At 64.7% G+C, this 21,748-nt stretch carries 18 protein-coding genes; 9 read left to right on the top strand and 9 right to left on the bottom strand.

Features of this window, described 5'->3' with window-relative positions:
- Positions 1 to 51: 51 nt before the first annotated feature.
- The 3 genes from QQL28_RS28980 to QQL28_RS28970 form a co-directional block, all read right to left on the bottom strand.
- A complete protein-coding gene (locus tag QQL28_RS28980; RefSeq protein ID WP_284270942.1) occupies positions 52 to 1,290 on the bottom strand; it encodes an acyltransferase family protein in 1,239 nt (412 codons plus the stop codon).
- Between the two features lie 351 nt (positions 1,291 to 1,641).
- A complete protein-coding gene (locus tag QQL28_RS28975) occupies positions 1,642 to 2,388 on the bottom strand; it encodes a hypothetical protein (RefSeq protein WP_284270941.1) in 747 nt (248 codons plus the stop codon).
- 31 nt (positions 2,389 to 2,419) lie between these two features.
- Positions 2,420 to 4,060: an amidase family protein gene (locus QQL28_RS28970; protein ID WP_284270940.1), complete on the bottom strand. Its 1,641-nt coding sequence runs from the start codon at positions 4,058 to 4,060 to the stop codon at positions 2,420 to 2,422.
- 190 nt (positions 4,061 to 4,250) lie between these two features.
- On the opposite strand from QQL28_RS28970, the gene QQL28_RS28965 reads away from it, so the two are divergent.
- Positions 4,251 to 5,402 carry an acyl-CoA dehydrogenase family protein gene (locus tag QQL28_RS28965; RefSeq protein ID WP_284270939.1) on the top strand — a complete coding sequence of 384 codons (1,152 nt, stop codon included), beginning with the start codon at positions 4,251 to 4,253 and terminating at the stop codon, positions 5,400 to 5,402.
- A 17-nt stretch (positions 5,403 to 5,419) separates the two neighbouring features.
- Here the strand turns inward: QQL28_RS28965 and QQL28_RS28960 are convergent, their stop codons facing one another.
- The 4 genes from QQL28_RS28960 to QQL28_RS28945 all read right to left on the bottom strand — a co-directional run bounded on the left by QQL28_RS28960 (position 5,420) and on the right by QQL28_RS28945 (position 11,228).
- A complete protein-coding gene (locus QQL28_RS28960; protein WP_284270938.1) occupies positions 5,420 to 6,157 on the bottom strand; it encodes an RDD family protein in 738 nt (245 codons plus the stop codon).
- A gap of 61 nt (positions 6,158 to 6,218) precedes the next feature.
- Positions 6,219 to 8,348 (bottom strand): sensor domain-containing protein, encoded by a 2,130-nt coding sequence (locus tag QQL28_RS28955; protein WP_284270937.1) that lies wholly within the window; start codon positions 8,346 to 8,348, stop codon positions 6,219 to 6,221.
- A 472-nt stretch (positions 8,349 to 8,820) separates the two neighbouring features.
- Entirely contained in the window at positions 8,821 to 9,516 is a 696-nt protein-coding gene (locus tag QQL28_RS28950) for a hypothetical protein (RefSeq protein WP_284270936.1), read from the bottom strand.
- Positions 9,517 to 9,584: 68 nt separating this feature from the next.
- Positions 9,585 to 11,228, bottom strand: coding sequence for a tetratricopeptide repeat protein (locus QQL28_RS28945; protein WP_284270935.1), 1,644 nt, complete (start codon positions 11,226 to 11,228; stop codon positions 9,585 to 9,587).
- A 187-nt stretch (positions 11,229 to 11,415) separates the two neighbouring features.
- On the opposite strand from QQL28_RS28945, the gene mepA reads away from it, so the two are divergent.
- The 5 genes from mepA (at position 11,416) to modC (ending at position 15,563) form a co-directional block, all read left to right on the top strand.
- Positions 11,416 to 12,360, top strand: a complete 945-nt coding sequence (mepA, locus tag QQL28_RS28940; RefSeq protein WP_284270934.1) for a penicillin-insensitive murein endopeptidase — start codon at positions 11,416 to 11,418, stop codon at positions 12,358 to 12,360.
- Between the two features lie 342 nt (positions 12,361 to 12,702).
- Entirely contained in the window at positions 12,703 to 13,209 is a 507-nt protein-coding gene (locus QQL28_RS28935; protein ID WP_284270933.1) for a hypothetical protein, read from the top strand.
- A 196-nt stretch (positions 13,210 to 13,405) separates the two neighbouring features.
- A complete protein-coding gene (gene modA, locus QQL28_RS28930) occupies positions 13,406 to 14,188 on the top strand; it encodes a molybdate ABC transporter substrate-binding protein (protein ID WP_284270932.1) in 783 nt (260 codons plus the stop codon).
- Between the two features lie 13 nt (positions 14,189 to 14,201).
- A complete protein-coding gene (gene modB / locus QQL28_RS28925; protein WP_284270930.1) occupies positions 14,202 to 14,897 on the top strand; it encodes a molybdate ABC transporter permease subunit in 696 nt (231 codons plus the stop codon).
- Between the two features lie 3 nt (positions 14,898 to 14,900).
- Positions 14,901 to 15,563, top strand: a complete 663-nt coding sequence (gene modC, locus QQL28_RS28920; RefSeq protein WP_284270928.1) for a molybdenum ABC transporter ATP-binding protein — start codon at positions 14,901 to 14,903, stop codon at positions 15,561 to 15,563.
- A 205-nt stretch (positions 15,564 to 15,768) separates the two neighbouring features.
- On the opposite strand, the gene QQL28_RS28915 is transcribed toward modC, so the two are convergent.
- Entirely contained in the window at positions 15,769 to 17,562 is a 1,794-nt protein-coding gene (locus QQL28_RS28915) for a potassium/proton antiporter (RefSeq protein ID WP_284270926.1), read from the bottom strand.
- Positions 17,563 to 17,780: 218 nt separating this feature from the next.
- On the opposite strand from QQL28_RS28915, the gene QQL28_RS28910 reads away from it, so the two are divergent.
- Complete coding sequence (locus tag QQL28_RS28910) at positions 17,781 to 19,097, top strand: mechanosensitive ion channel family protein (protein ID WP_284271182.1); 1,317 nt, start codon at positions 17,781 to 17,783, stop codon at positions 19,095 to 19,097.
- A 106-nt stretch (positions 19,098 to 19,203) separates the two neighbouring features.
- Positions 19,204 to 20,022, top strand: coding sequence for a type I methionyl aminopeptidase (gene map, locus QQL28_RS28905; RefSeq protein ID WP_284270924.1), 819 nt, complete (start codon positions 19,204 to 19,206; stop codon positions 20,020 to 20,022).
- Between the two features lie 28 nt (positions 20,023 to 20,050).
- Here map and QQL28_RS28900 read toward each other — a convergent pair whose 3' ends face one another.
- A complete protein-coding gene (locus QQL28_RS28900) occupies positions 20,051 to 20,647 on the bottom strand; it encodes a bifunctional transcriptional activator/DNA repair enzyme AdaA (protein WP_284270923.1) in 597 nt (198 codons plus the stop codon).
- Positions 20,648 to 20,778: 131 nt separating this feature from the next.
- Here QQL28_RS28900 and QQL28_RS28895 point away from each other — a divergent pair, with 131 nt between their 5' ends.
- On the top strand, positions 20,779 to 21,723 hold the full coding sequence (locus QQL28_RS28895; RefSeq protein ID WP_284270922.1) for a DMT family transporter: 945 nt from the start codon (positions 20,779 to 20,781) through the stop codon (positions 21,721 to 21,723).
- The last annotated feature ends 25 nt before the right edge of the window (positions 21,724 to 21,748 follow it).

The following is a 21,748-nucleotide window of genomic DNA, read 5'->3' as shown; positions in this document are numbered from 1 at the left end:
GACCCAAAGCAGATGCAGCAAGTTCAGGAAGCTAGTCTAGCAGAGCACCGGCTATCGCGCCGTGGCGGTCATCTTTGCCGGGACGTGCAGCCGAAGGCCAAGCCCCCGAGAAAACGCCGGGCGCCTCGATGCCGGCAGTCTTTCCGGAAGCTGTCCGAAATATGAAATGGTTCGCGTCATCGCACCTCTGATGGCCGGCTCGATCTTCGCGCAAATGAACCAGCAGATCAGGACGAGAATGCCCAGCTCGAGCCACACGGCCGAGGTGGCATCCAGGCCGGCATCGACCAGGACACGAATAATCCATGTGCCAATGACGTTGTGGGTCAGATAGAGCGGATAGGTGATCAGCCCGAGCGTTCTCCAATAGGCCGGCGCTTCAGGCGAAGCGGTGGCTGGAGAGCGCCTGTTCCTGTTCGCGCAATAGGCAATGAGGCCTACCGCCGCCGCCCAAACCATGATCGGCACAAGGGCTGATTGACCCGAGATGGAGGGTATGCAGGTCAAAAAGAAAGAGGCAAAAAAGTAGATTTCTGCGACACCCGAAAGACACGCGACCGCGAGGGCGACCCGTTCCAGCGCCGTCAATTTTCTGTTTGCAGAAATGAAAAGCCAGATGCCCAGCGCAAAAAAGCAACCATGGGTCAGCAAGTATGCCGCGCAAGGCACCCGAAACATCAGAATGACGAGATAGGGCAAGTCGGATGGCGTCGTGCATGACAGCACCAGCAACGCGACAGCGTTGAACACCGCGCTGTAGATGGTGAGGCCGAAAGCCAGGTGCCGCAGGGTGATTTTCTTCGTGAGCATCGCGCAAAACACGAGCCCATAAAACGCCATCTCGGCCGCCAGCGTCCAATAGACACCGTCGAGCCATTCACCCATGACTCCCTTGGGAACGAGCAGCATGGCGTGGATGTAGGGCAGGATGAATTCGGATGCCGGTCCACTGCCAAAAAGAACCAGAACGAGGAGGGTCGCGGTGGCGCAAACCCAGACCGCCGGATAAAGCCTGAGAGCGCGGCCAAGAAGAAACTCTGTCGGGGAAGACTTGCTCGCGGAATTCGCTATGACGAAGCCGGAGATAACAAAGAATATCTCAACGCCTACCCAGCCGAACCATGTGAAGGGCGCGGCGGAAGGGTACAGAACATCGGCGGCGACGTAGCGCTCGAAACCTGGAACGCCAATCGAAACCCAGGCCCAGGACCAGAACATCTGATGAAAAATGGCGACGCCGAGGGCAGTCCCGAAGCGCAGCGGATCCAGCAGGGGAAAATGGTTCTTCACGGGAGTGCTTCAAATCCAATGAACGATCCCGTTGCAGATATTTGATCCCTTCACCGAGCTCTTTGAGGTAGGTCACACTCACTTCGCCCACGGTTCAAATGCGCAGGTCGTCGCATAGATTAACGAGCGCTCTGTCGCCCAGGACGAGTGTCGCGGCCACAACGACTCCAGCTCATCGGTGAACCGTCGTGACCGCGGCTGATCACGATGGCCGGCATCGGCGCGAGGCGGAGCGCATTCCGGTTGTTAAGCCGCATACAGCCATGCGAGGTGCCTTCGCGGCTGTGTGATTCTCCTCACGGCGTCAATGAACCGAGCATCGCCGCCATCTCAGTCCCGCAAGACGTCGGATCAGTTCGCCGCCTGAAGCGCAGCGGTGAAGGCGGCGAGATCGGCTCGCGCTATCTCATCCGGCGCCCATTTGGGAAGGTCGGCGAGCTGTTCGATCACGCGCGAGCGATCCTGCGGCAGCAAAAAACTCGCCCAGACCTCGCGCGTATCGCGGATGGCGGCCGCCACCAGGCGGGCGTTGGCGGGCTTGCTGGCGCCCTGGATCGCCGCGCAGGCCGTGGTCAGGATCAATTGCGCGGCGTTGCGGCGGAAGCCCGCGAACCCCTCCTCGCGTATGCGGGTGCGCTGCTCCTGTGCGAGGTCGGCCCAGAACAATTGGCCCGCAACGGCCTCGCGCGCCATGCCGCGGATCATGAAGCTCATCGCCATCGCGTACTGGTCGCCATACTCGGTCATGTTGCGCTGAAGCGCCGCAAAATCGGGCTGCGGCCCCGGCTTCAAGCCGTAGAGGGTGAACAGCTTGTGCGTCGCGTTCGCGGCGTCCGTCCACTCCATCAGCCAGCTCATATCGCTCGCCTGCGCGGGCGGCAGCGCGTTGAAGGCGTCGAGATCGAAGACGCGTCCGAGCATTGCAGCGACCTCCGGCCGGGTCAGGTCGGGCCGCTCGCCCTTTTTCGTCACTCCGTCGACATAGACCCGGAAGGCCTGCGCGGCCTCGCGCGCAGCGGCGGCATCACGTGCGCCATCCTGCGCAAACGCCGGCGAAGCGAGCGCGAAAAGGACCATGAGGAGTCTGACGATTGGCATGGGAGTTGGTCGTGCGCCGCGCCGCCAAGGTTCAGAACGCCGGCAGGCCGGGCGGCGGCTTGCGCATGTGGGTGGCCTGCTCGTAGGCGTAGGCCAGACGCAGCAGCTTGTGCTCGCTCCAGGCTTGCCCTGCGAAGGTGATGCCCAACGGATAGTCGGGCGTGTCCTTGTCGCCGGCTCCCGAAATGAAACCTCCAGGCACCATGACGCTGGGATAGCCCGCCTTGGCAGCGATCACGCAGCCTCCGCTGCCGGGGAATAGCACCGCGTCGAGGTTGTGCTGGTTCATGTAGGCGTCCATGCCGCGCGTCCTGGCGGCGAGCAGGTCCATGGCACGCGCCGACCTGTACTCGCGCTCACTCAAGTCGCCCCTGGTGCTGTCAGCGGCGAGGAACAGGTCCTGGCCGAAACGCAGCGCCTTGCCGGCATTGGCCTCGTTGAAGGCCACGATGTCGGCCATGGTCTTGATCGGCGTGTTGGTCGCCCAATCCCTCAGGTAGAGATTGAGATCGTGCTTCAGCTCGTAGAGAAAAACGATCCACTGCATCGCCGGATTGCCCTTGTTGGGGCTCAGCGGATTGCGGTTGAGCACAGCCATGGTCGTGCCTGGTCCGTTCATCCAGCCGGCCGTCGGCATGTTGGCGCGCACGATGACCGCGCCGAGATCCTCCAGCACCTTGATCACCTCAGCCATCACCTTGGTCCAGCTAGGTGGCAGCTTGCCGTAGTAGCGATCGTTCAGCGGGTCGGCGGGATCGCTCGGCACGCCGATGCGCGCGCCCTTCATTGCATCACGCGTGAGGCCGGCGGTGTAATCAGCCGGCCGCCGCTGGCGCTCCGTTGCGGGATCGCGGGGGTCCTTGGCCGCCAGCACGTTGAGGAGCAGCGCCGCATCACGCACATTGCGCGTCATCGGCCCGGCGGTGTCCTGGCTGTGCGCGATCGGCACGATGCCGGCCCGGCTGATCAGCCCTACGGTCGGCTTCACGGTGACGAGGCCGTTCTGGCTGGCGGGGTACAGCAGCGAGCCCGAGGTCTCGGTGCCGATCGAGGCGGCGCACAGGCCGGCCGCCACAGCGACCGCCGAGCCCGAGCTTGAGCCCCCCGGGGACACGACCGGGATGCCTCGATCGTCCATCAGCGTCGGCGCGTAAGGGTTTTTCACCTGACCGCCCAGCGACGAGTAGCCCGCGGGCATCTCGATCGCGAGCATGTTGGCGAACTCCGTCAGGTTCGCCTTGCCCAGGATCACCGCGCCGGCGTTCCGCAGCAGCTTGACGACGGTGGCGTCCTTCCGGGCGCGCGCGCCCTCCAGCGCCAGCGAGCCTGCCGTGGTCGGCTGTTTGTCAGTGGTCGCGATGTTGTCCTTCACCAGGATCGGGATGCCGGCCAGAGGCCGTTTGACCGACGGCCTGGTGCCGTCGAGCCTGCCCGCGATCGTGAGCGCGTCGGGATTGAGCTCGCGGACGGAGTTGAGCATGGGCCCATCGCGGTCGTAGGCCTCAATGCGCGCGAGATAGAATTTGGTCAGCGCCGTGGCGGTGATCCGCCCACCGGCCAGGGCATCGATGATGTCGCTCATAGGCGCGTTCTCGAGCTTCAGCTCGGCCGGCGCCTCGGCGCTGCGGGCAGCCACGGCAAGGCGACCATCGCGGCGGGTTGGCTTCTTCATGGCGTCCTCTCGGGCTGCCGCGGGACTTCTAAGGGATTCCGGCCCGAGATCATGCGCACACCTTCGCCACCATGACAAACACGGCGGTCTGCGCTTCGCGTGCCGCCGTGCCCGTCGCCTTGATCCTTCCCATCAAATAGACCACCATCGCATCCCGACAGCTCACACCAGAATGGGCGAGGAAACGTGCATGGACGCAAATGTCGGATTTGACCTGGTGGAACGAGCGCGGGCTCTCGCGCCGCTGATTGCGGGAGAGGCTGACGCGATCGAGCAGGCGCGCAGGCTGACTGCTCCCGTCGTCGCCGCACTGATCGAGAACGGGCTTTATCGCACGCTGCTGCCGCAGAGCCTTGGCGGCGCCGAGGCTCCACCCGAAATCTTCATGCAGGTGCTCGAGGAGATCGCCAAGGCGGATGCGTCCACTGCCTGGTGCCTCGGCCAGTGCAGCGTCTGCGCGATGATCGCGGCCTCGCTCGACCGCGACACCGCGCATGAGATCTTCAACGCCCCGCCCGGCATCCTCGCCTGGGGCGCGATCGCGCATGAGGCGCGCGCGGTCGAGGGCGGCTACCGCGTCACTGCGCGCTGGGATTTCGCTTCGGGCTCGCGGCAGGCGAGCTGGCTGGGCGCGCATGTCCGCATCACCGGCGCTGACGGCGCGCCGCGCAAAAATGCCGACGGCTCGCCGCAGGTGCGCACCATCCTGTTTCCGGTCGCAAGCGCCGTGCTGCACGATGTCTGGCACGCAATCGGGCTTGCCGGCACCGGCACCGATTCCTATGAGGCCTGCGACCTCTTCATCCCCGAGCGCTTCACGGCATTCCGCGACGTGCCGTCTGCGTTGCGCGAAACGGGACCGCTCTACAAGCTCGGCACCGGCTCGGCCTTCAGCCTCGGCTTTGCCGCGGTCTCGCTCGGCGTCGCGCGGGCGACGCTGGATGCGACAATCGCGCTGGCGCGCGGCAAGCATCAGTCGCTCGCGACCAAAGCGATGCGCGACAATGCCGCCGTGCAAGGCCTGATCGGCCGCACCGAAGGCGACTTGCGCGCGGCGCGCGCCTATCTCTATGCGACGGCGGGCGCGATGTGGCGCGACCTGACCGCGTCAGGCGAATTCAGGGAGCCGCATCGCAGCGCCGTACGGCTGGCGTCAACCTGGACCATCCATCAGTCGGCGAAGGTGGTCGACACCGCCTATCACATGGCGGGCGCGACCGCTGTGTTCCGCAACAATCCGTTCGAGCGGCGCTTTCGCGACATGCACGCGATCGCCCAGCAGATCCAGGCGCGCGATACGCATTACGAGGATGTCGGCAGGGCGATTCTGGCGGGCGACTGAGCTTGCACCCGGTCCTTCTACGCCCTGCGTGCGCCGGGCAGCCGGCCGCGCCAGCCGAGGCCGATGACCAGGGCGAGCGCCAGGAGCAGCACCGTGGCGGCGGCGACGCTGACGATGCGGTCGCCGCCCGAGCAGACGTCGCGGTCGAGGCAGGCGCTCGACAGCATGCCCTGCTCCAGCAGGGCGCCAAGCGCCATCACGTAAACGAAACCGCCGAGCGCGAGATAGACCACCGTCACCAGTGCGCGGCGCACACGCGACGGCATCGCCGCGTCCTCAAGCTCGCGCCGCTCGGTGATGAACTGCGAGGGGTTGGCCCTGGAGAGATCGCGGATCTGGACCGTGGAATGCGTCAGCAGGTCGTGCGCCGCCTGATTGCGGCGCGTGGCCATCATGGTCAAGAACGAGTACCAGCCCAGCAGGCTCTTGATGGCGAAGCGCGCGAACGCCTTTCTGAAGCTCAGATTGCCGCCCCCATCGTCGACGACGCGCAGATTGGTCCAATAATGCCCGAGCGTGCCGCCGATGCGCGAGACCAGCACCGGCTCGTAAAACACCAGGATCACCACGACGGCAATGCCGAGGATACGGGCCAGCGTATCGCTCTGCGCGTTGCTCGCCAGCGCCACCGCGCCGAACAGCAGGACCATCGCCAGCATCCAGTCCAGCAGGATCGCCTTCAGCCGCCGCGAGAAGCGGGCATAACGCGCGCCGTCCATCGTGGCTACGTCACTTGCCGAGTCCTTTGGGCTCATGGGGCGCCAATCCCGTCATCAGATTCAATGATCAGACGCCGGGAAAGGCCGAGAGGTTCAATCACGCGACCAGCGCGGCGTCCGCATGGCCCGTCGTGTCCACCCCGCGTTGCGCCGCGAGCAGGCTGACGATCTCGGCATTGGGGCGCGCCTTGGAGAACAGGAATCCCTGCCCCTCATGGCAGCCCTCGGCGCGCAGGCAGCTCAGCTCGGCCTCGGTCTCGACACCCTCGGCGGTGATGGTGACGCCGAGGCCTTTGCCGAGGCTGACGATCGAGCGGATGATCGCCTGCGCTTCGCGGTTGGCGCCGAGATCGCGCACGAAGGACTGGTCGATCTTGATCTTGTCGAAGGGGAAGCTGCGCAGATAGCTGAGGCTGGAATAGCCGGTGCCGAAATCGTCCATGGAGATCCGCACGCCGAGCGCGCGCAAGGCATGCAGCGTCGCCAGCACCTGGGCGCTCTTCTCGAGCAACAGCGTCTCGGTGATCTCGAGCTCGAGCCGAAGCGGCGGCAGGCCGGAATGCTTCAGCGCCTCGGTGACCATCGAAAGCAGATTGCCGCCGCGGAATTGCAGCGGCGACAGGTTGACGGCGACGCGGACGTCGTCGGGCCAGGTCGCGGCATCCGTGCAGGCCCGGCGCAACATCAACCCGCCGAGCGGATTGATCAGCCCGGTGTCCTCGGCAACCGGAATGAACTCGGCCGGCGAGACCATGCCGCGCTCGGCATGCGGCCAGCGCACCAGCGCCTCGAAGCCGGTGATGCGGCCGCTCGAAAGATCGATCAACGGCTGATAGAAGGGACGCAGCACGTCGTTCTGGATCGCGTCGCGCAGCTCGACCTCGATCTTGCGGCGGGTCTGCGCCTTCGCATGCAGCGCCGCCTCGAAGAAGGCGAACGTGCCGCGCGCATCCAGCTTGGCGCGCGACAGCGCCATGTCGGCGCTCTTCAAGAGCTTCTCGGATTCATCGCCGTCGCCGGGCGCCATCGCGATGCCGACGGAGGCGCCGATCACCACGGAATGGCCGTCGAGCAGGTAGGGATCGGCGATCGCCTCCAGCAAACGCTTTGCCAGCCCCACCGCATCTTCCGGCCGCGCCAGGCCGCTCTGGACGATGACGAATTCATCCGAATTGAGCCGCGCCAGTGCGTCTTCCTCGCGCAAGGTGGAGCGCAGGCGCTTGGCGACGCCGCGCAGCAGCTTGTCGCCGACCGCGTGGCCGAGCGTGTCGTTGACCGCCTTGAAATTGTCGAGCCCCAGCATCAGCACCGCGACCTTCTCGGCGCTGCGGCGCGTATGCAGCAGCATCTCGTCCATCTGCTGGCGCAAGAGATTACGGTTCGGCAGCCCGGTCAGGCCGTCGTGCTGGGCCATGAAGGCAAGCCGCGCTTCGGCGCGCTTGCGTTCGGTGATGTCCATCAGTGCCAGCAGCACTGCCGGCCGATCGGCGTAGGTCAGTTCGCGCGAATAGATTGCAAGATCGATCAGCGCGCCGTCGGCCTTCACATGCTTCCAGGTGCGCGCCGCCAGCTCCTCGCTGCTCCGGCCGGAGATCCAGGGCGGCTCGCTGTCGAAAGCCTGGAGCGAACGGATCGTCAGCTTCTCGAATTCGGCACGGCCGTAGCCGTAATGCGCGACCGCGGCGTCGTTGACGCCGAGGATGCGCTCGTCGTCCAGCGCGCAGACGATCATCGGCACGGGATTGCCGTCGAACAGCAGGCGGAACGAGGCCTCGCGCTGTTTCAGCTCGGTGATGTCGACGCGCAGGCCGACGACGCCGCCGTCATCGGTCAGGCGCTCCTCGATCAGGACGACGCGGCCGTCGGCCAGCTTCTGCTCGTGGCGCGCGCCGGGCTGATAGAGCTTTTGCAGCCGCTCGGCGATCCATTCCTCTTCGTGCCCTGCGGCTTCCGGATAGTCGCCGCGCGCAACGCCGATGCGCAGCGTATCCTCCAGCCGTGCACCTTCCGCGAAGAGATCGGCGGTCTTGTTGTAGATCTCGGCGTATTTCTTGTTCCAGAGCACATAGCGGCCCTCGGGGTCGAGAAACACGATACCTTGCGGCAGGATGTCGATGGCCTGGCGCAGCCGCTCATGCGATTTGCGCGCATCCGCAATCGCAGCTTCCGCTTCCGCGCGGCTCTGCACGAGCGCATCGGCCTCGACCGGCGCATCATGAGGCTTCACGCGCTTCGATGCGGGCTTGCGTGATCGTCCGGCTGCCCATGTGAGCGCCGTCCGCTTTCGTTTTCTTGCTTTTCGAGACCCCAAACTCAACTTACCACGTCCCACTCGCGCCAGCAGTCGCAACTTGTCCGACAAGTGTCTGAAAAAAAAGTAATCTTGGGCGCGGCGCCCGCCGAGCACACCACGCCGCGACTGCGCGAATCGACCTTTCGTGCCCGATTGAGAGGCGGCGATGCCTTGAGCGTCGCGATAGACGAATGCGATGGTCGCTATTGGAAGGTGGGATGGCGCAAAAACGCGCGCTCCCAATGAATTGATTCCGAATCTATGTCCGATTGCATACAGGGCACGGCCATTCCTGGCGTCCTCGCACGAATTTTGATCAATCCAACTTACGGTTATTGCGGCGTTAAGACAGGCCGCCTTTCAGCGCTGCGGCCTACGACTTTGGAACAGCAGCGGGAGGAGAACCCTAATCCACACCTGGCGACAGGAGCACAACGGCTTTCGCATTGTGGTCGGAAAGAAGAGCCGGCACATCGAACTTGCCGGTCTGCAGATCATATCTGCAACTCCAGCCGTGCACCACGCTGGTCTGCATGGGCTTGCGGCCCTTGACGTCGGCATCCCCCGACAGACTGATCAGAATGTAACGGTTCGCGGGCCAATCGGCGCCGAGCCAGCGATAGTTCTCTTCAATTCCCCGCACCAGATTCGCCGATATGTGATACTCCGGCTCCTTCCTGACCTTTCGCCAATCGGGACGGGTCTTCAGGTAGGCCCACGCCAGGTCGCCGAGCGGCTTGTTGCTCGCGGGTACGTAGCCATCCTGAGCGAGGCGGTACAGATAGAGCGACAACTCGCCCGAGCCGGTCTTTTGCAAGCGGACGATCCATTTCAGATCCTGGGTGAAGATAAAATCCGCGGGATAGCCGGCCGGCTCCGGATCAAGCAGCGTGAATGTGCCCTGCCGGCGCGCCCAGAACTGCCATTTCCAGTCGTCCGTATCCTTGTTCAGGTATTGCTCGACCGTCGTCGTGCCGTCCGGCGATGTCTTGGTGTAATTCTCATCGATCTTGTAACCCGCGGGCGGTGCGGCCGGCTGCGCGGCGGCCGCTGCACTAAACACGCCGATGCTCGAGGCAACGAACAGGCTGATCCAAGACATCCTGCCATTCATTGTCTGGGTCCTTTGATCCGGTCATTCGCTTGGGTCAGGAGCGGAACGAAGCTTGCTCACGGCGCTGCGCCAAGCGCCTTCAGTTCAGCAATGGCGCCATCCCGTTCGTCGAAATCCTGCGGACAATCGCTTACGACCCGACGAAAAAGGCGAGTTGCTTCGTCCTTCGCCCCCTTCGTCAGCGCAAGCTCCCCACTGTAAAAATAGACCTCGCAGACCTTGTCCTTGCTCTTGGAGGCGTCCGGATCGTCTATGGCAGCAAGGACAGCATCAGGCGTCATCTGGTTCATGAACAATCGGATGATAGGCGCCGGCCAGACGGTCATGTCGACCTTGGAGCTGGCTTGCGCCAGACGGCTCGGGAGATTGTTCCGCTGACCGGCGATATCGACCCACAACGCCGTATAGGCATCGGTCGGATCAATCGCACTTGCCCGGTTAAAATCGGCCAGCGCCTTCTCGGCCGAGCCAGCCGAGAAGTATGAACGTCCTCGGGCAGAGTAGGCCAGGTAGGATTTCGGATCGAGCCGGATCGCTTCGTTGTAGTCGGCGATAGCACGGTCGTTATCGCCCTTGGTGAAATAAGCGATGCCTCGAATGATGAAGGTGTTGGCCTCTTTGGGATCGAGCCGGATCGCTTCGGTCAGGTCGGCGATGGCGCGGTCGCCGTCGCCCTTGGCGCGATAAGCCAAACCTCGAACGCGGAAGGCGCCGGCATTTTTGGGATCGAGCCGGATCGCCTGGGTCAAGTCGGCGACGGCTCGGTCGTTGTCTCCCTTGTGGTGGTAGGCGCTCCCGCGATTTTGGAAGGCCCTGGCGAATTCGGGATTGAACCGGATCGCCTCACTGAAATCGGCGATGGCGCGGTCATTGTCGCCCTTGTCGCGGAAGGCGATACCTCGACCGAGGAAGGTCTTGGCGTGTTTGGGATCGAGGCGGATCGCCTCATTGTAGTCGGCGATGGCGCGGTCGTTGTCGCCCTTGTCGTGGTAGGCGCTCCCGCGATTTTGGAAGGCCATGGCGAGCTGGGGATCGAGGCGGATCGCCTCACTGTAGTCGGCGATGGCGCGATCGTTGTCGTCCTTGTCGTTGAAGGCATTGCCTCGATTGATGAAGGCCCTGGCCAATTTGGGATCGAGGCGGATCGCCTCATTGAAGTCAGCGATGGCGCGCTCGGTGTCGCCCTGCTCGTAATAAGCGACACCTCGATTGCTGAAGGCCCTGACGAATTTCGGATCGAGGCGGATCGCCTCACTGAAATCGGCAATGGCGCGGTTGTTGTCGCCCTTGTCGGTGAAGGCGTTACCTCGATTGTTGAAGGCCATCGCCAATTTGGGATCGAGGCGGACGGCCTCATTGTAGTCGGCGATGGCGCGGTCGTTGTCGCCCCGCTCGTTATAGGCGGCACCTCGATTGTTGAAGGCCATGGCCAATTTGGGATCGAGCCGGATCGCCTCGTTCAAGTCGGCCATCGCGCGCTCGTTGTCGCCCTTGGCGCGATAAGCGGCCGCCCGATTGTTGTAGAAAGCCGCCAGATTGCGCCCTTTCCACTTCCCCGAATTGATGCTCTGCGTACAGTCGATGATCGCCGCCTCGGGGTCTTGCGGACTATCACACTGGTCCCCGGCCGCGGCTGGATAGCTCAAGAGTACCATGGCGGCAAAAAGCGCGCTCCAAAATCTCCAATCCGTCGGCCGCATGCAACTTCCCTGAGCGAACTTTGGTCTGCCGGAATATGTATCGCTATTTGTCGTTCCGGTTCACGTCCAACTGGATTGACGAGCACTGTCGCCCTGGACCCGCCCCTGTAAAGTCGCTGTGAGTTCGTGCCCGCTCGAAAGCCTAATTCTTAACCCTGAGGCTGCGTTGGGTTATAAGGATGTCAGCATGAGTCCCTGCCGCCTCGCCCCCCTCTTGCTTCTGCTTGTCCTCCTGAACGCCGGCAGCGCGCTGGCCCAGGACAAGGGCAGCGTGAACCCAAAGCCGCTGCCGCCGCTCGCCAATCCCAACGATCCCAAGATCGGCGCGAAGGAGCTGTTCGCGCGCAAACTGCTGCCGTCGACGGGGCCGGCGCATGTCTTCGGCTCCTACGTCAAGGGCTGCATCGGCGGCGCGGAGCAGATGCCGCTCAATGGCGAGAACTGGCAGGTGATGCGGCTGTCGCGCAACCGCAACTGGGGCCACCCCGACATGATCGCGCTGATCAAGCGCCTCGCAGCCAAGGCGCACAAGGACGCCGGCTGGCCGGGCATTCTGGTCGGCGACATCGGCCAGCCGCGCGGCGGACCCGCGCTGTCGGGCCATGCCAGCCACCAGATCGGTCTCGATGCCGACATCTGGCTGACGCCGATGCCGGACCATCGCCTCTCGCGCGAGGAGCGCGAGGAGACGTCCGCGGTGATGATGGTGCGCGAGGACCGGCTCGACATCGATCCGAAGGTATTCACATCGGGCCACGTGCTGGTGCTGCGCGATGCGGCGCAGGAGCCGGCTGTGCAACGCATCTTCGTCAATCCCGCGATCAAGAAGGCGCTGTGCCGCGAGGCCAAGGGCGACCGCTCATGGCTGTCGAAGATCCGGCCGTGGTGGGGCCACGACTATCACTTCCACATCCGCATGCGCTGTCCGCCCGGTGCGGGCGAATGCCAGGGCCAGCCGTCGCAAGCCGAGGATGAAGGCTGCAAGCCGTCCGACCTCGCCTACTGGTTCAGCGACGGCGTGCTGCATCCCAAACCGCCGCCGGAGCCACCCAAGCCGAAGCCGCCGATGACGCTGGCGCAAATGCCCACCGCCTGCAAAGCCGTGCTGCGCGCACCGGACGCGAAGCCGTAGCGGAAGCGGTGGGCAAGCTGCCGCCCCACCCACCGCTGTCGTCCCGGACAAGCGCCAGCGCAGATCCGGAACCCATAACCACAGGGAGTAGTTGTGGCACGAGCTGATAACTCCGAGTCTTCGCCAAACACAATCTTGTGGCTATGGATCCCGGATCTGCGCTCCGCTTCGCTGCGCTTGTCCGGGATGACGAACTAGAGAGTTGGTGCGTCCCCTCGACTGCGCTAGGATCGGCTTGCCGCTGTGCCGTAAGCAGGCGGCGTCTCGGGATGCGCATCCCGTTCTGCAACACGCCTGACTGCACGCGCCGCGTCTTTCGCGTGGCCAATGATGAGACTTGACATGCGCATCCTCACTTTCATCGCCGCGCTTTCGCTCGGTGCGACCTCGGCCCTGGCTGCTGAAGAGCCGAGCGGCTGCGACAAGTTCAAATGGCCGATCGAGCGGGAGCGCACTGCGCTCACCGCGCCGGACCGTGCCAAGCTCGCCTCCGGCGGCGAGCAGGCGGCGTTTCCGTCATCGGCCATCACGCTGGCGCTGGTCGCGCCAAGCGAAGCCAAGCTGCCCTCCCCGCCGGAGCGCGTGCCGAAGGACGGCACCTTTGCCGGCTTTGCCAGCTTCAAGACCACACCCAAGGCCGGCGTCTACACCATCAGCCTGTCGGCAGGCGCCTGGGTCGACGTGGTCCAGGACGGGCATTTCCTCAAGCCCGTTGCCTTCAGCGGCGCGACCGACTGCGACGGCATCCGCAAGACCATGAAATACGAGCTTTCGGCCAAGCCTTTTGTACTCCAGGTCAGCGGCGCGAAGGACAATTCCGTCTCGATCGCGATCCTGCCGGCGGAGTAGGCGGTCAACGCGGACCAAAAGCCGCCTTTGACCTGTTCCGCCAGCCTGTTATGGTCCGCCCGGCGATATCCCGACGGACCGTAAGTCGGTCGGGATTGTCGGAACAGCGCTTCCGCCGATCGCAGCCCTAACTCAACCAACGCCGTTTTGCGCGCGCCAATTGGGCGCGCCTGCATGCGCGCATGGAGCGCTTCCGATGTCACGCCTTCCCGCACTTGTCTCTGCGTTCGTCATTCTGCTCGTGGCCTTCGCGCCGGCCCAGGCCGAGGACGAGACCATCACCGTTTTCGCCGCCGCCTCGATGAAGAACGCGCTCGACGAGATCGACGCGGCCTACACTGCCAAGGCCGGCGTCAAGTTCACGGTCAGCTATGCCGCAAGCTCGGTGCTCGCCAAGCAGATCGAGCAGGGCGCACCCGCCGACGTGTTCGTCTCCGCCGACACCGACTGGATGGATTATGCCGTCGGCAAGAAGACCATCAACGAGCCGACACGCGTCAATCTGCTCGGCAACAGCATCGTGCTGATCGCGCCGAAGGATTCGAAGATCGACAATGTCACGATCGCCCAGGGTTTTGATCTCGCAAAACTCGCCGGCGACGGCAAGATCGCGACCGGCGACGTGAAGTCGGTCCCGGTCGGCAAATACGCCAAGGCCGCGCTTGAGAAGCTCGGTGCGTGGCAGGCGGCCGAGCCGAAATTCGCTATGGCCGAGAGCGTGCGCGCCGCGCTGACGCTGGTGGCACGCGGCGAGGCCGCGCTCGGCATCGTCTATTCGACCGACGCCAAGGTCGAGCCCGGCGTCAAGATCGTCGGCACCTTCCCCGCCGATTCGCATCCCGCGATCATCTATCCGGTCGCTGCGACCACGACCGCGAAGCCCGAGACCAACGACTATCTCGCCTTCCTGCGCTCGACGACGGCCAAGACCATCCTCGAGAAGTACGGCTTCAAGTTCCTGATCAGCCCCACGACTTGATGCTTGCGACTTGATGTCCGCGATCACATCGGCTGAATGGACCGCGATCCTGCTTTCCTTGCGGGTCGCGATCATCGCGACGCTGGTGGCGACGCCGTTCGGCATCGCGCTGGCATGGCTGCTGGCGCGGCGTGATTTCTGGGGCAAATCGATGCTCGACGCGCTGGTGCATCTGCCCCTGGTGCTGCCGCCGGTCGTCACGGGCTATCTGCTCTTGCTGACCTTTGGCCGGCGCGGCCTCGTCGGCGGCTTCCTTGCGGATTATCTCGGCATCGTCTTCGCCTTCCGCTGGACCGGCGCCGCACTCGCCTGCGGCATCATGTCGTTTCCGCTGCTGGTGCGCCCGATCCGGCTCTCGATCGAGGCGATCGACCGCAGGCTAGAGCAGGCCGCGGAGACGCTGGGTGCTGCACCCTGGAAGGTGTTCTTGACGGTCACGCTGCCGCTCGCGCTTCCCGGCGTGCTCGCCGGCATGGTGCTCGGCTTTGCCAAGGCCATCGGCGAGTTCGGCGCGACCATCACCTTCGTCTCCAACATTCCCGGCGAGACCCAGACGATCTCCTCCGCCATCTATTCGCTGATCCAGACGCCGGACGGCGACGCCGCTGCGGGACGGCTCGTGATCATCTCGATCGTGCTCGCGCTCGGCGCGCTGATCGCGGCCGAATGGTTCGCGCGGCGCGCGACCGCACGGCTGCACGGAAACTGACCCATGCTGCGCGTCGACGTCGAAAAACAGCTCGGTGAGTTCTCGCTTCAAGCCTCCTTCGCGAGCGAAGGCCGCGTCACCGGCCTGTTCGGCGCGTCAGGCTCCGGCAAGACCACGCTCGTCAACATGATCGCAGGCCTGTTGCGACCGGATCGCGGCAGCATCGTCATCGACGGCGACACCGTCGACGACACGGCAGCCGGCATCCACGTGCCGGCTTATCGCCGACGCATCGGCTACGTATTTCAGGATGCGCGGCTGTTTCCGCATCTGAACGTCGCGCAGAACCTCGACTATGGCCGGCGGATGAACCACCTCGCGCATGATCCGGCGCAGGAGAAGCGCATCGTCGATCTGCTCGACATCGGCGCCCTGCGCGACCGCCGGCCCGGAAAGCTCTCAGGCGGCGAACGCCAGCGCGTCGCGCTCGGACGCGCATTGTTGTCCAAGCCGCGGCTGCTGCTGCTCGACGAGCCGCTCGGCGCGCTGGACGAAGGCCGCAAGCTCGAGATCCTGCCCTACCTCGTGCGGCTCCGCGACGAGGCCAACGTGCCCATGGTCTATGTCAGCCACGACGCCGCCGAACTGCGCCAGCTCGCCACCCAGATCGTCATGCTGCGCCAAGGCCGCGTAACGTCGACCGGCGGGGTGAAGGTGCTGACGTGAGCTTGAGGATTGGAGGCGCAACGCTCTCCATAGTCGTCCTGGCGAAAGACAGGACCCATTGCCACCGTCGGTGGTTTGGCGAAGATTCGGGGTTATCGTTTCCCACAACAACTTCTCCCTGGGGTAATGGGCTTTCGCCAGGACGACATCGGGGAAGCAGATCCGATTCGATCGCTGATACGCGCGCCGGGATAATGAGCGTTAGCTAAATCCCCGCCACTGACGTCCACAAATCCGCGAGCTTGCGACGCAAGGCCTGAGTTCGCGTCTGTGGCGCCGGCTTGTCCTCATCCTCGGGCAGGCGCAGGCCGACGACGTTGACGCGGCCGCCGGAGATCGAGCGGGCGACCAGCACGATCTCGTCGAGTGCGAGCTCGGCGCCTTCCTTCGGCGCGCGATCGAGATGGATGTCGAAATAATCGGCGAGGGTCAGCTTGCCCTCGTCCTCGCTCACCTTGACGCCGTAGATCTCGGCGAGCTCGGCCAGCGTGTGCTCGCCGGAGACCATGAAGTCGCCGAGCAGATGCGGGTCGGGCGTGGTGCTCGGCTGCATGTCGACGAAGAAGCGGTCGAGCGACTCGGCCTTTTCCGGCGGCGCCAGCAGATAGATGTAGTCGCCCGGCGCGATCGGGTCGGCTTCCGTCGGCGTCAAGATGTTCTCGTTGCGGATCACCAGCGTCGGCTTGGACCAGGACGGGATCAGGCCACGGCGGAAATACAGGCTCTTGGGCCGCACGGCATAGCCGACGAGCTGCTGCTCGAGCTGGCCGGGCAGGTCCAATTCCACGCGGCGCGGGCCGCGTTCGCTGCGCGGCAGCGCGACGTGTAGCCGCCTCGCGGCGGGCGCCAACGTCCAGCCCTGCAGGAGCAGCGAGATGATGACGACGACGAAGGCGACGTCGAAATAGAGATAGGCCTTTGACAACCCGACCAGCATCGGGATCGAGGCCAGGAAGATCGCGACCGCGCCGCGCAGGCCGGTCCAGGCGATGAAGACCTTTTCCCGCCAGTTGAAGCGGAACGGCGCAAGGCACAGGAACACCGCGAGCGGCCGCGCGATCAGCATCAGGACCAGTGCGACGCCGATCGCGGGCACGGCGCTGGAGCCGAGCCGCTGCGGCGAGACGAGCAGGCCGAGCAGCACGAACATAACGATCTGTGCGAGCCAGGTCGCGGCGTCCAGAAACGTCACCACCGAATTATGTGCGCGGGTCGGCCGGTTGCCGATGATGATGCCGGAGAGATAGACCGCGAGGAACCCCGAGGCGTGCATGATCTGCGAGCCGCCGAAGATGACGAGCGCCGCCGTCGTCACGAACGGCGCGTGCAGCCCCTGCGGCAGCGCCACCTGGTTGAGCGCGATCACCACCAGCCGTCCGCCGATCACGCCGACGATCGCGCCCAGCACGGCCTCCTGGATGAACTCCATGAAGACGTGGCCCGGCGTGCTCGACCCCAGCGAGATGTATTCGACCAGCATCAGGGTGAGGAAGATCGCGAAGGGATCGTTGGTGCCCGATTCCGCCTCCAGCGTCGCGCCGACGCGCGGACGCAGCCGCAGGCCTTGCGTATGCACCAGCAGGAACACCGCAGCAGCATCGGTCGAGGCGACGACGGCGCCGACCAGCAGCGACTCCGCCCAATTGAGATCGAGCGCATATTTTGCGAACGGCGCGGTGATCAGCGCGGTCAGCAACACGCCGACGGTGGCGAGCACCACGGACGGCGCCAGCACCGCGCGGATGCTCTGGAACCGCGTGCGCAGGCCGCCATCGAACAGGATCAGCGCCAGCGCCACCGAGCCGACCAGGTAGGTCGTCCGCACGTCGTCGAACTGCAACTGCCCGGGGCCGGAATCGCCCGCCAGCATGCCGATCGCGAGGAAGACGAGCAGCAGGGGCGCGCCGAACCGAAGCGCCAGCAGGCTCGACAGGATGCCCGCCATCACCAGGACGGCGCCGAGCAGGATCGCGATGCTGACCGAATCGAGAGACGCCATCCGTCGTCACGTGGGGGAGAAAATCATTGTGAGACCATCCTTATCGTCGCCACACTTGCCCGCCAACCCATTTCTGCCGCTCGCGGCAATCTGCCCGCATTTTGCGGCCTTAACTCAGCTTACGTGCCAGTGTATCGATGGCCCGGCTGCGCCCTTTGTGGGATTCTGCCGCTGTCTCGAATCAAATCCGCCCAATCTGCCGCCAACGAAACCTCGCGATAGACATGGACCTCAAAGACCTCATGGAGTTCTTGCAGACGACGGCGCGCAGCGTCGGCGCCGAGATCACCTCGCCCTGGTTCTACCTGCAATTCGGCCTGGTGCTGGCCGCAGCCGGGATCGCCTGGGCCGCCGAGGCCGCCATCCGCAACCGCGTCGACCTGACCTCGCTGGCGATGCGCTGGCCGCTGCCGCTTCGCCACTTCATCCGCGTGCTGGTCGGCAGCGCCTCCACGGCGGTATTCACCTTCGTGGTCATCGTCGAGCGCGTCGTGATGTACCACGCGACCTGGCCGAGCCGCAGCTATCTCCTGATGGTCGCTGCAAAGCTCGGCCTCGCCTGGCTCGTCATTCGTCTCCTCACCTCGGTGCTGCGCAACGCCTTCATCGTCAAGCTGGTGTCGATCACGGCGTGGTTCGTGGCAGCCCTCTCCATCATCGGCCAGTTGGACGCGACGGTCGATCTGCTCGATTCCTTCGGAATCACGCTCGGCGGATTGCGGCTGACGCCGCTCTTGGTGATCAAGGCCGGCGCGCTCCTGATCATCGCGCTCTGGATCACCAACATCGCCAGCAATTTCGCCGAGAGCCGGATCAACTCGACGACCGACCTGACCCCGTCGATACAGGTGCTGCTGATCAAGATCATCCGCATCGGGCTTTTGACGCTGGCCGTCGTGATCGCACTCGACGCGGTCGGCATCAACCTCTCGGCGCTCGCGGTGTTCTCCGGCGCGGTCGGCGTCGGTATCGGTATCGGCCTCCAGAAGATCGTCGCGAACTTCATCTCCGGCATCATCCTGCTCGCGGACAAGTCGGTGAAGCCCGGCGACCTCGTCACCATCGGTGACAATACCGGGCGCATCAGCGCGATGAAAACGCGCTATATTTCCGTCGCCGCCGGCGACGGCCGCGAATTCCTGGTGCCGAACGAGGATCTGGTGACGCAGAAGGTCGTCAACTGGACCTACACCGACAAGAACACGCTGGTGAAGATCGCCTTCGGCACCAATTACGACGCCGATCCGCGCCTGGTCTGCAAGCTCGCCGCCGAGACGGCCGCGGCTCATCCGCGTGCGCAGAAGGGCAAGCCGCCGAACTGCATCCTGACCGAATTCGCGGAGGCCGGGATGAAGTTCTCGCTGACCTTCTGGATCGCGGACCCCGACGGCATGGACAACGTCAAGAGCGACGTGATGCTGGCGCTGTGGGACGCCTTCAAGCGCGAGGGCATCCGGGTTCCCTACCCCGTGCGCGAAATTCGCGTCCGCGGCGGCGCATTGCCGGTCGAAACCACCGTAGAAGTCCCGAGTTGAGGCGGTTTTTGCCCCGCACGCGGCTCCGCGCAGCTTGCATGACGGCCCGCGATCATTAAATTAGGGCCATAAATCAAACGCTTCCGCTGAAAAGACCGCGACCCTCATGAGCTACGTCGAAGCCACCGATACTTCCTTGCGCAAGACCGGACAGATCAAGCTGCATGGCCCGAACGCGTTCATCGGCATGCGCAAGGCAGGCGCGCTGGTTGCCAAATGTCTCGACGAGCTGACCGACATCGTCGGCCCGGGCGTGCCGACCTCGCGCATCGACGAGTTCGTCCGCGAGTTCGCCTTCAGCAACAGTGCCTATCCGGCGACGCTGATGTATCGCGGCTATCGCTACTCGACCTGCACCTCGCTCAACCACGTGGTCTGTCACGGCATGCCCGGCGACCGGCCGCTGAAGGAAGGCGACATCGTCAACATCGACGTCACCTTCATCGTCGATGGCTGGTACGGCGACTCCAGCCGGATGTATGCGGTCGGCCCGATCGCGCGCAAAGCCGAGCGTCTGATCGAAGTGACCTATGAGGCGATGATGCGCGGCATCGCTGCCGTAAAGCCCGGCGCCACCACCGGCGACATCGGCCACGCCATCCAGAGCTTCGTCGAGCCGCAGGGCATGAGCGTGGTGCGCGATTTCTGCGGCCATGGCTTGGGGCGCATGTTCCACGATGAGCCCAACATCATCCATATCGGCCGGCCCGGCGAAGGCGTGCAGCTCAAGCCCGGCATGTTCTTCACCATCGAGCCGATGATCAATCTCGGCAAGCCGCACGTCAAAATCCTCTCCGACGGCTGGACCGCAGTAACCCGCGACCGCTCGCTGTCGGCGCAATTCGAGCACTCCGTCGGCGTCACCGCCACGGGCGTCGAGATATTCACGCTGTCGCAGCGGCACGGCGAGAAGCAGATCGGGTAGCGTGTCGCAACCGCGTCCGCCGCACCACCTATTGCGAACGCCGGAATGACGATGGCGGCCGCTTGTAGGTCGCGGCAAAGGCGTCGTTGAATCGCCGAACGCTGCCGAACCCTGCCGCGAAAGCAATCTCCGCCAACGTCATGTCGGTCGCATCGATCAGGCGCTTGGCTTCCTGCACGCGCCGTGTCGCTGCAATCTCGCTCGGGCTCGCGCCGGCATGGCGCATGAACAGGCGCAGCAGATGGCGCGGCCCGACGCCAAGGGCTTCCGCAAGCTCCGCCGTCGACGCCCGATCGAGAAGGCCGTCGTTGATCAGGCGCATCCCGCGCGCAACGGTGGTGGCTGTCCCCATCCAGGCCGGAGAGCCCGGTGCCGTTTCGGGCCGGCAGCGCAGGCACGGACGAAAGCCGGCACGCTCGGCGGCAGCAGCGGTCGCATAGAAGGTGACGTTCTCGGAACGCGCCGGGCGAACCGGACAGACCGGCCGGCAGTAGATGCGCGTCGAGCGAACGCCGGAGAAGAACAGGCCGTCGAAGGCGCGAGCGCGCGCCAGCCGCGCCCGATCGCAGGTCTCCCAATCGAGATGCGGTGGCAGCGCCTGCCGCTGCGCCAAAGCCTTCGCCATGACGACATCATAGGTTCAACGCGATCTACCGAGTAGCTGAAATCGGACTCGGTCGGGCGATGAGGTCCGAATCCAGCCAGCCTGCATCGCCGCTCCGGATCATGGTGCCGACAGATCCGGGAGCAAATCGCATGAGCACGCAGGCACAACAGGCACCGTCAGGGCAAACCTCTCTCACATTCGAGATCGGGCTCCTGCTGCTGCTCGCGCTGATCTGGGGCAGCTCGTTCACGCTGATCAAGGTGGCGATCCCGACGATTCCGCCCTTCACGATGGTGGCCGTGCGCGTGACGATCGCGGCGATACTCCTCGTCCTGATCGCAGCTGCGCAGGGACACGCCCTTCCCCGCCAGGGATCGGTGTGGGCGGCCTTCCTCGTGCAGGGGCTGCTGCAAAGCGCTGCGCCCTTCACCCTGATCAGCTGGGGCGAGATACATATCGCAAGCGGCCTCGCCGGCGTGCTCAATGCGACCCCGCCGATGTTCGTGCTGGTGATCGCGTTGATGAGCGGGCGCACACGACAGGCGGTCAGCGGCCGGAAGATCGTCGGTGTCGGTCTCGGCCTTGCGGGCGTCACGGTGACGATGGGCATCGATGCGCTGTCCGGGATCGGCACGGCGGCGCCACTGGCCCAGATGGCCGTGCTCGGCGCGAGCTTCTGCTACGCGCTCGCGCCGATATGGGGCCAGCGGTTCTCGAACCTCCCCGCAATCGTCACCGCGGCCGGGGCCATGAGCTGCGCCGCGATCCTGATGCTCCCCGCAGCCGCGGTGCTCGAACGTCCCTGGATGCTGGCGCTGCCGCCGGCGCACGCAATCGCGGCGGTGATCGTGCTCGCGGTGATCTGCACGGCCTTCGCGATGGTGATCTATTTCTGCCTGATCCACACGCTTGGCCCGCTCGGCACGACCAGCGGCAGTTATCTGCGCGCAGGCTTCGCGGTGGCGCTCGGCACGGCATGGCTCGGTGAGCGCTTTACCTGGTCGATTGTTGCCGGAATGGCGCTCATTTTCGCCGGCGTGGTCGCCGTCACGGTGCCCCCACCGGCGCGAAACGCCGGGAAACCGGCGGGCTGATTGTCGCCATCTTCAAAGCGTGATC

The organism is Bradyrhizobium iriomotense (assembly GCF_030160715.1).
In the GTDB taxonomy this organism is placed as follows: domain Bacteria; phylum Pseudomonadota; class Alphaproteobacteria; order Rhizobiales; family Xanthobacteraceae; genus Bradyrhizobium; species Bradyrhizobium iriomotense.
The sequence above is the reverse complement of the archived record's forward strand: the minus strand, read 5'-3'. Positions and strand labels throughout refer to the sequence as shown.

Bases quoted from the DNA above. Each gene is read 5' to 3' on its own strand.
- QQL28_RS28975 (WP_284270941.1), bottom strand. From the start codon at position 2,388: ATGCCAATCGTCAGACTCCTCATGGTCCTTTTCGCGCTCGCTTCGCCG.
- QQL28_RS28895 (WP_284270922.1), top strand. From the start codon at position 20,779: ATGAGCACGCAGGCACAACAGGCACCGTCAGGGCAAACCTCTCTCACA.
- modB (WP_284270930.1), top strand. From the start codon at position 14,202: ATGTCCGCGATCACATCGGCTGAATGGACCGCGATCCTGCTTTCCTTG.
- QQL28_RS28915 (WP_284270926.1), bottom strand. From the start codon at position 17,562: ATGGCGTCTCTCGATTCGGTCAGCATCGCGATCCTGCTCGGCGCCGTC.
- QQL28_RS28970 (WP_284270940.1), bottom strand. From the start codon at position 4,060: ATGAAGAAGCCAACCCGCCGCGATGGTCGCCTTGCCGTGGCTGCCCGC.
- QQL28_RS28935 (WP_284270933.1), top strand. From the start codon at position 12,703: ATGCGCATCCTCACTTTCATCGCCGCGCTTTCGCTCGGTGCGACCTCG.
- QQL28_RS28945 (WP_284270935.1), bottom strand. From the start codon at position 11,228: ATGCGGCCGACGGATTGGAGATTTTGGAGCGCGCTTTTTGCCGCCATG.
- QQL28_RS28965 (WP_284270939.1), top strand. From the start codon at position 4,251: ATGGACGCAAATGTCGGATTTGACCTGGTGGAACGAGCGCGGGCTCTC.
- modA (WP_284270932.1), top strand. From the start codon at position 13,406: ATGTCACGCCTTCCCGCACTTGTCTCTGCGTTCGTCATTCTGCTCGTG.
- mepA (WP_284270934.1), top strand. From the start codon at position 11,416: ATGAGTCCCTGCCGCCTCGCCCCCCTCTTGCTTCTGCTTGTCCTCCTG.
- modC (WP_284270928.1), top strand. From the start codon at position 14,901: ATGCTGCGCGTCGACGTCGAAAAACAGCTCGGTGAGTTCTCGCTTCAA.
- map (WP_284270924.1), top strand. From the start codon at position 19,204: ATGAGCTACGTCGAAGCCACCGATACTTCCTTGCGCAAGACCGGACAG.
- QQL28_RS28950 (WP_284270936.1), bottom strand. From the start codon at position 9,516: ATGTCTTGGATCAGCCTGTTCGTTGCCTCGAGCATCGGCGTGTTTAGT.
- QQL28_RS28960 (WP_284270938.1), bottom strand. From the start codon at position 6,157: ATGAGCCCAAAGGACTCGGCAAGTGACGTAGCCACGATGGACGGCGCG.
- QQL28_RS28900 (WP_284270923.1), bottom strand. From the start codon at position 20,647: ATGGCGAAGGCTTTGGCGCAGCGGCAGGCGCTGCCACCGCATCTCGAT.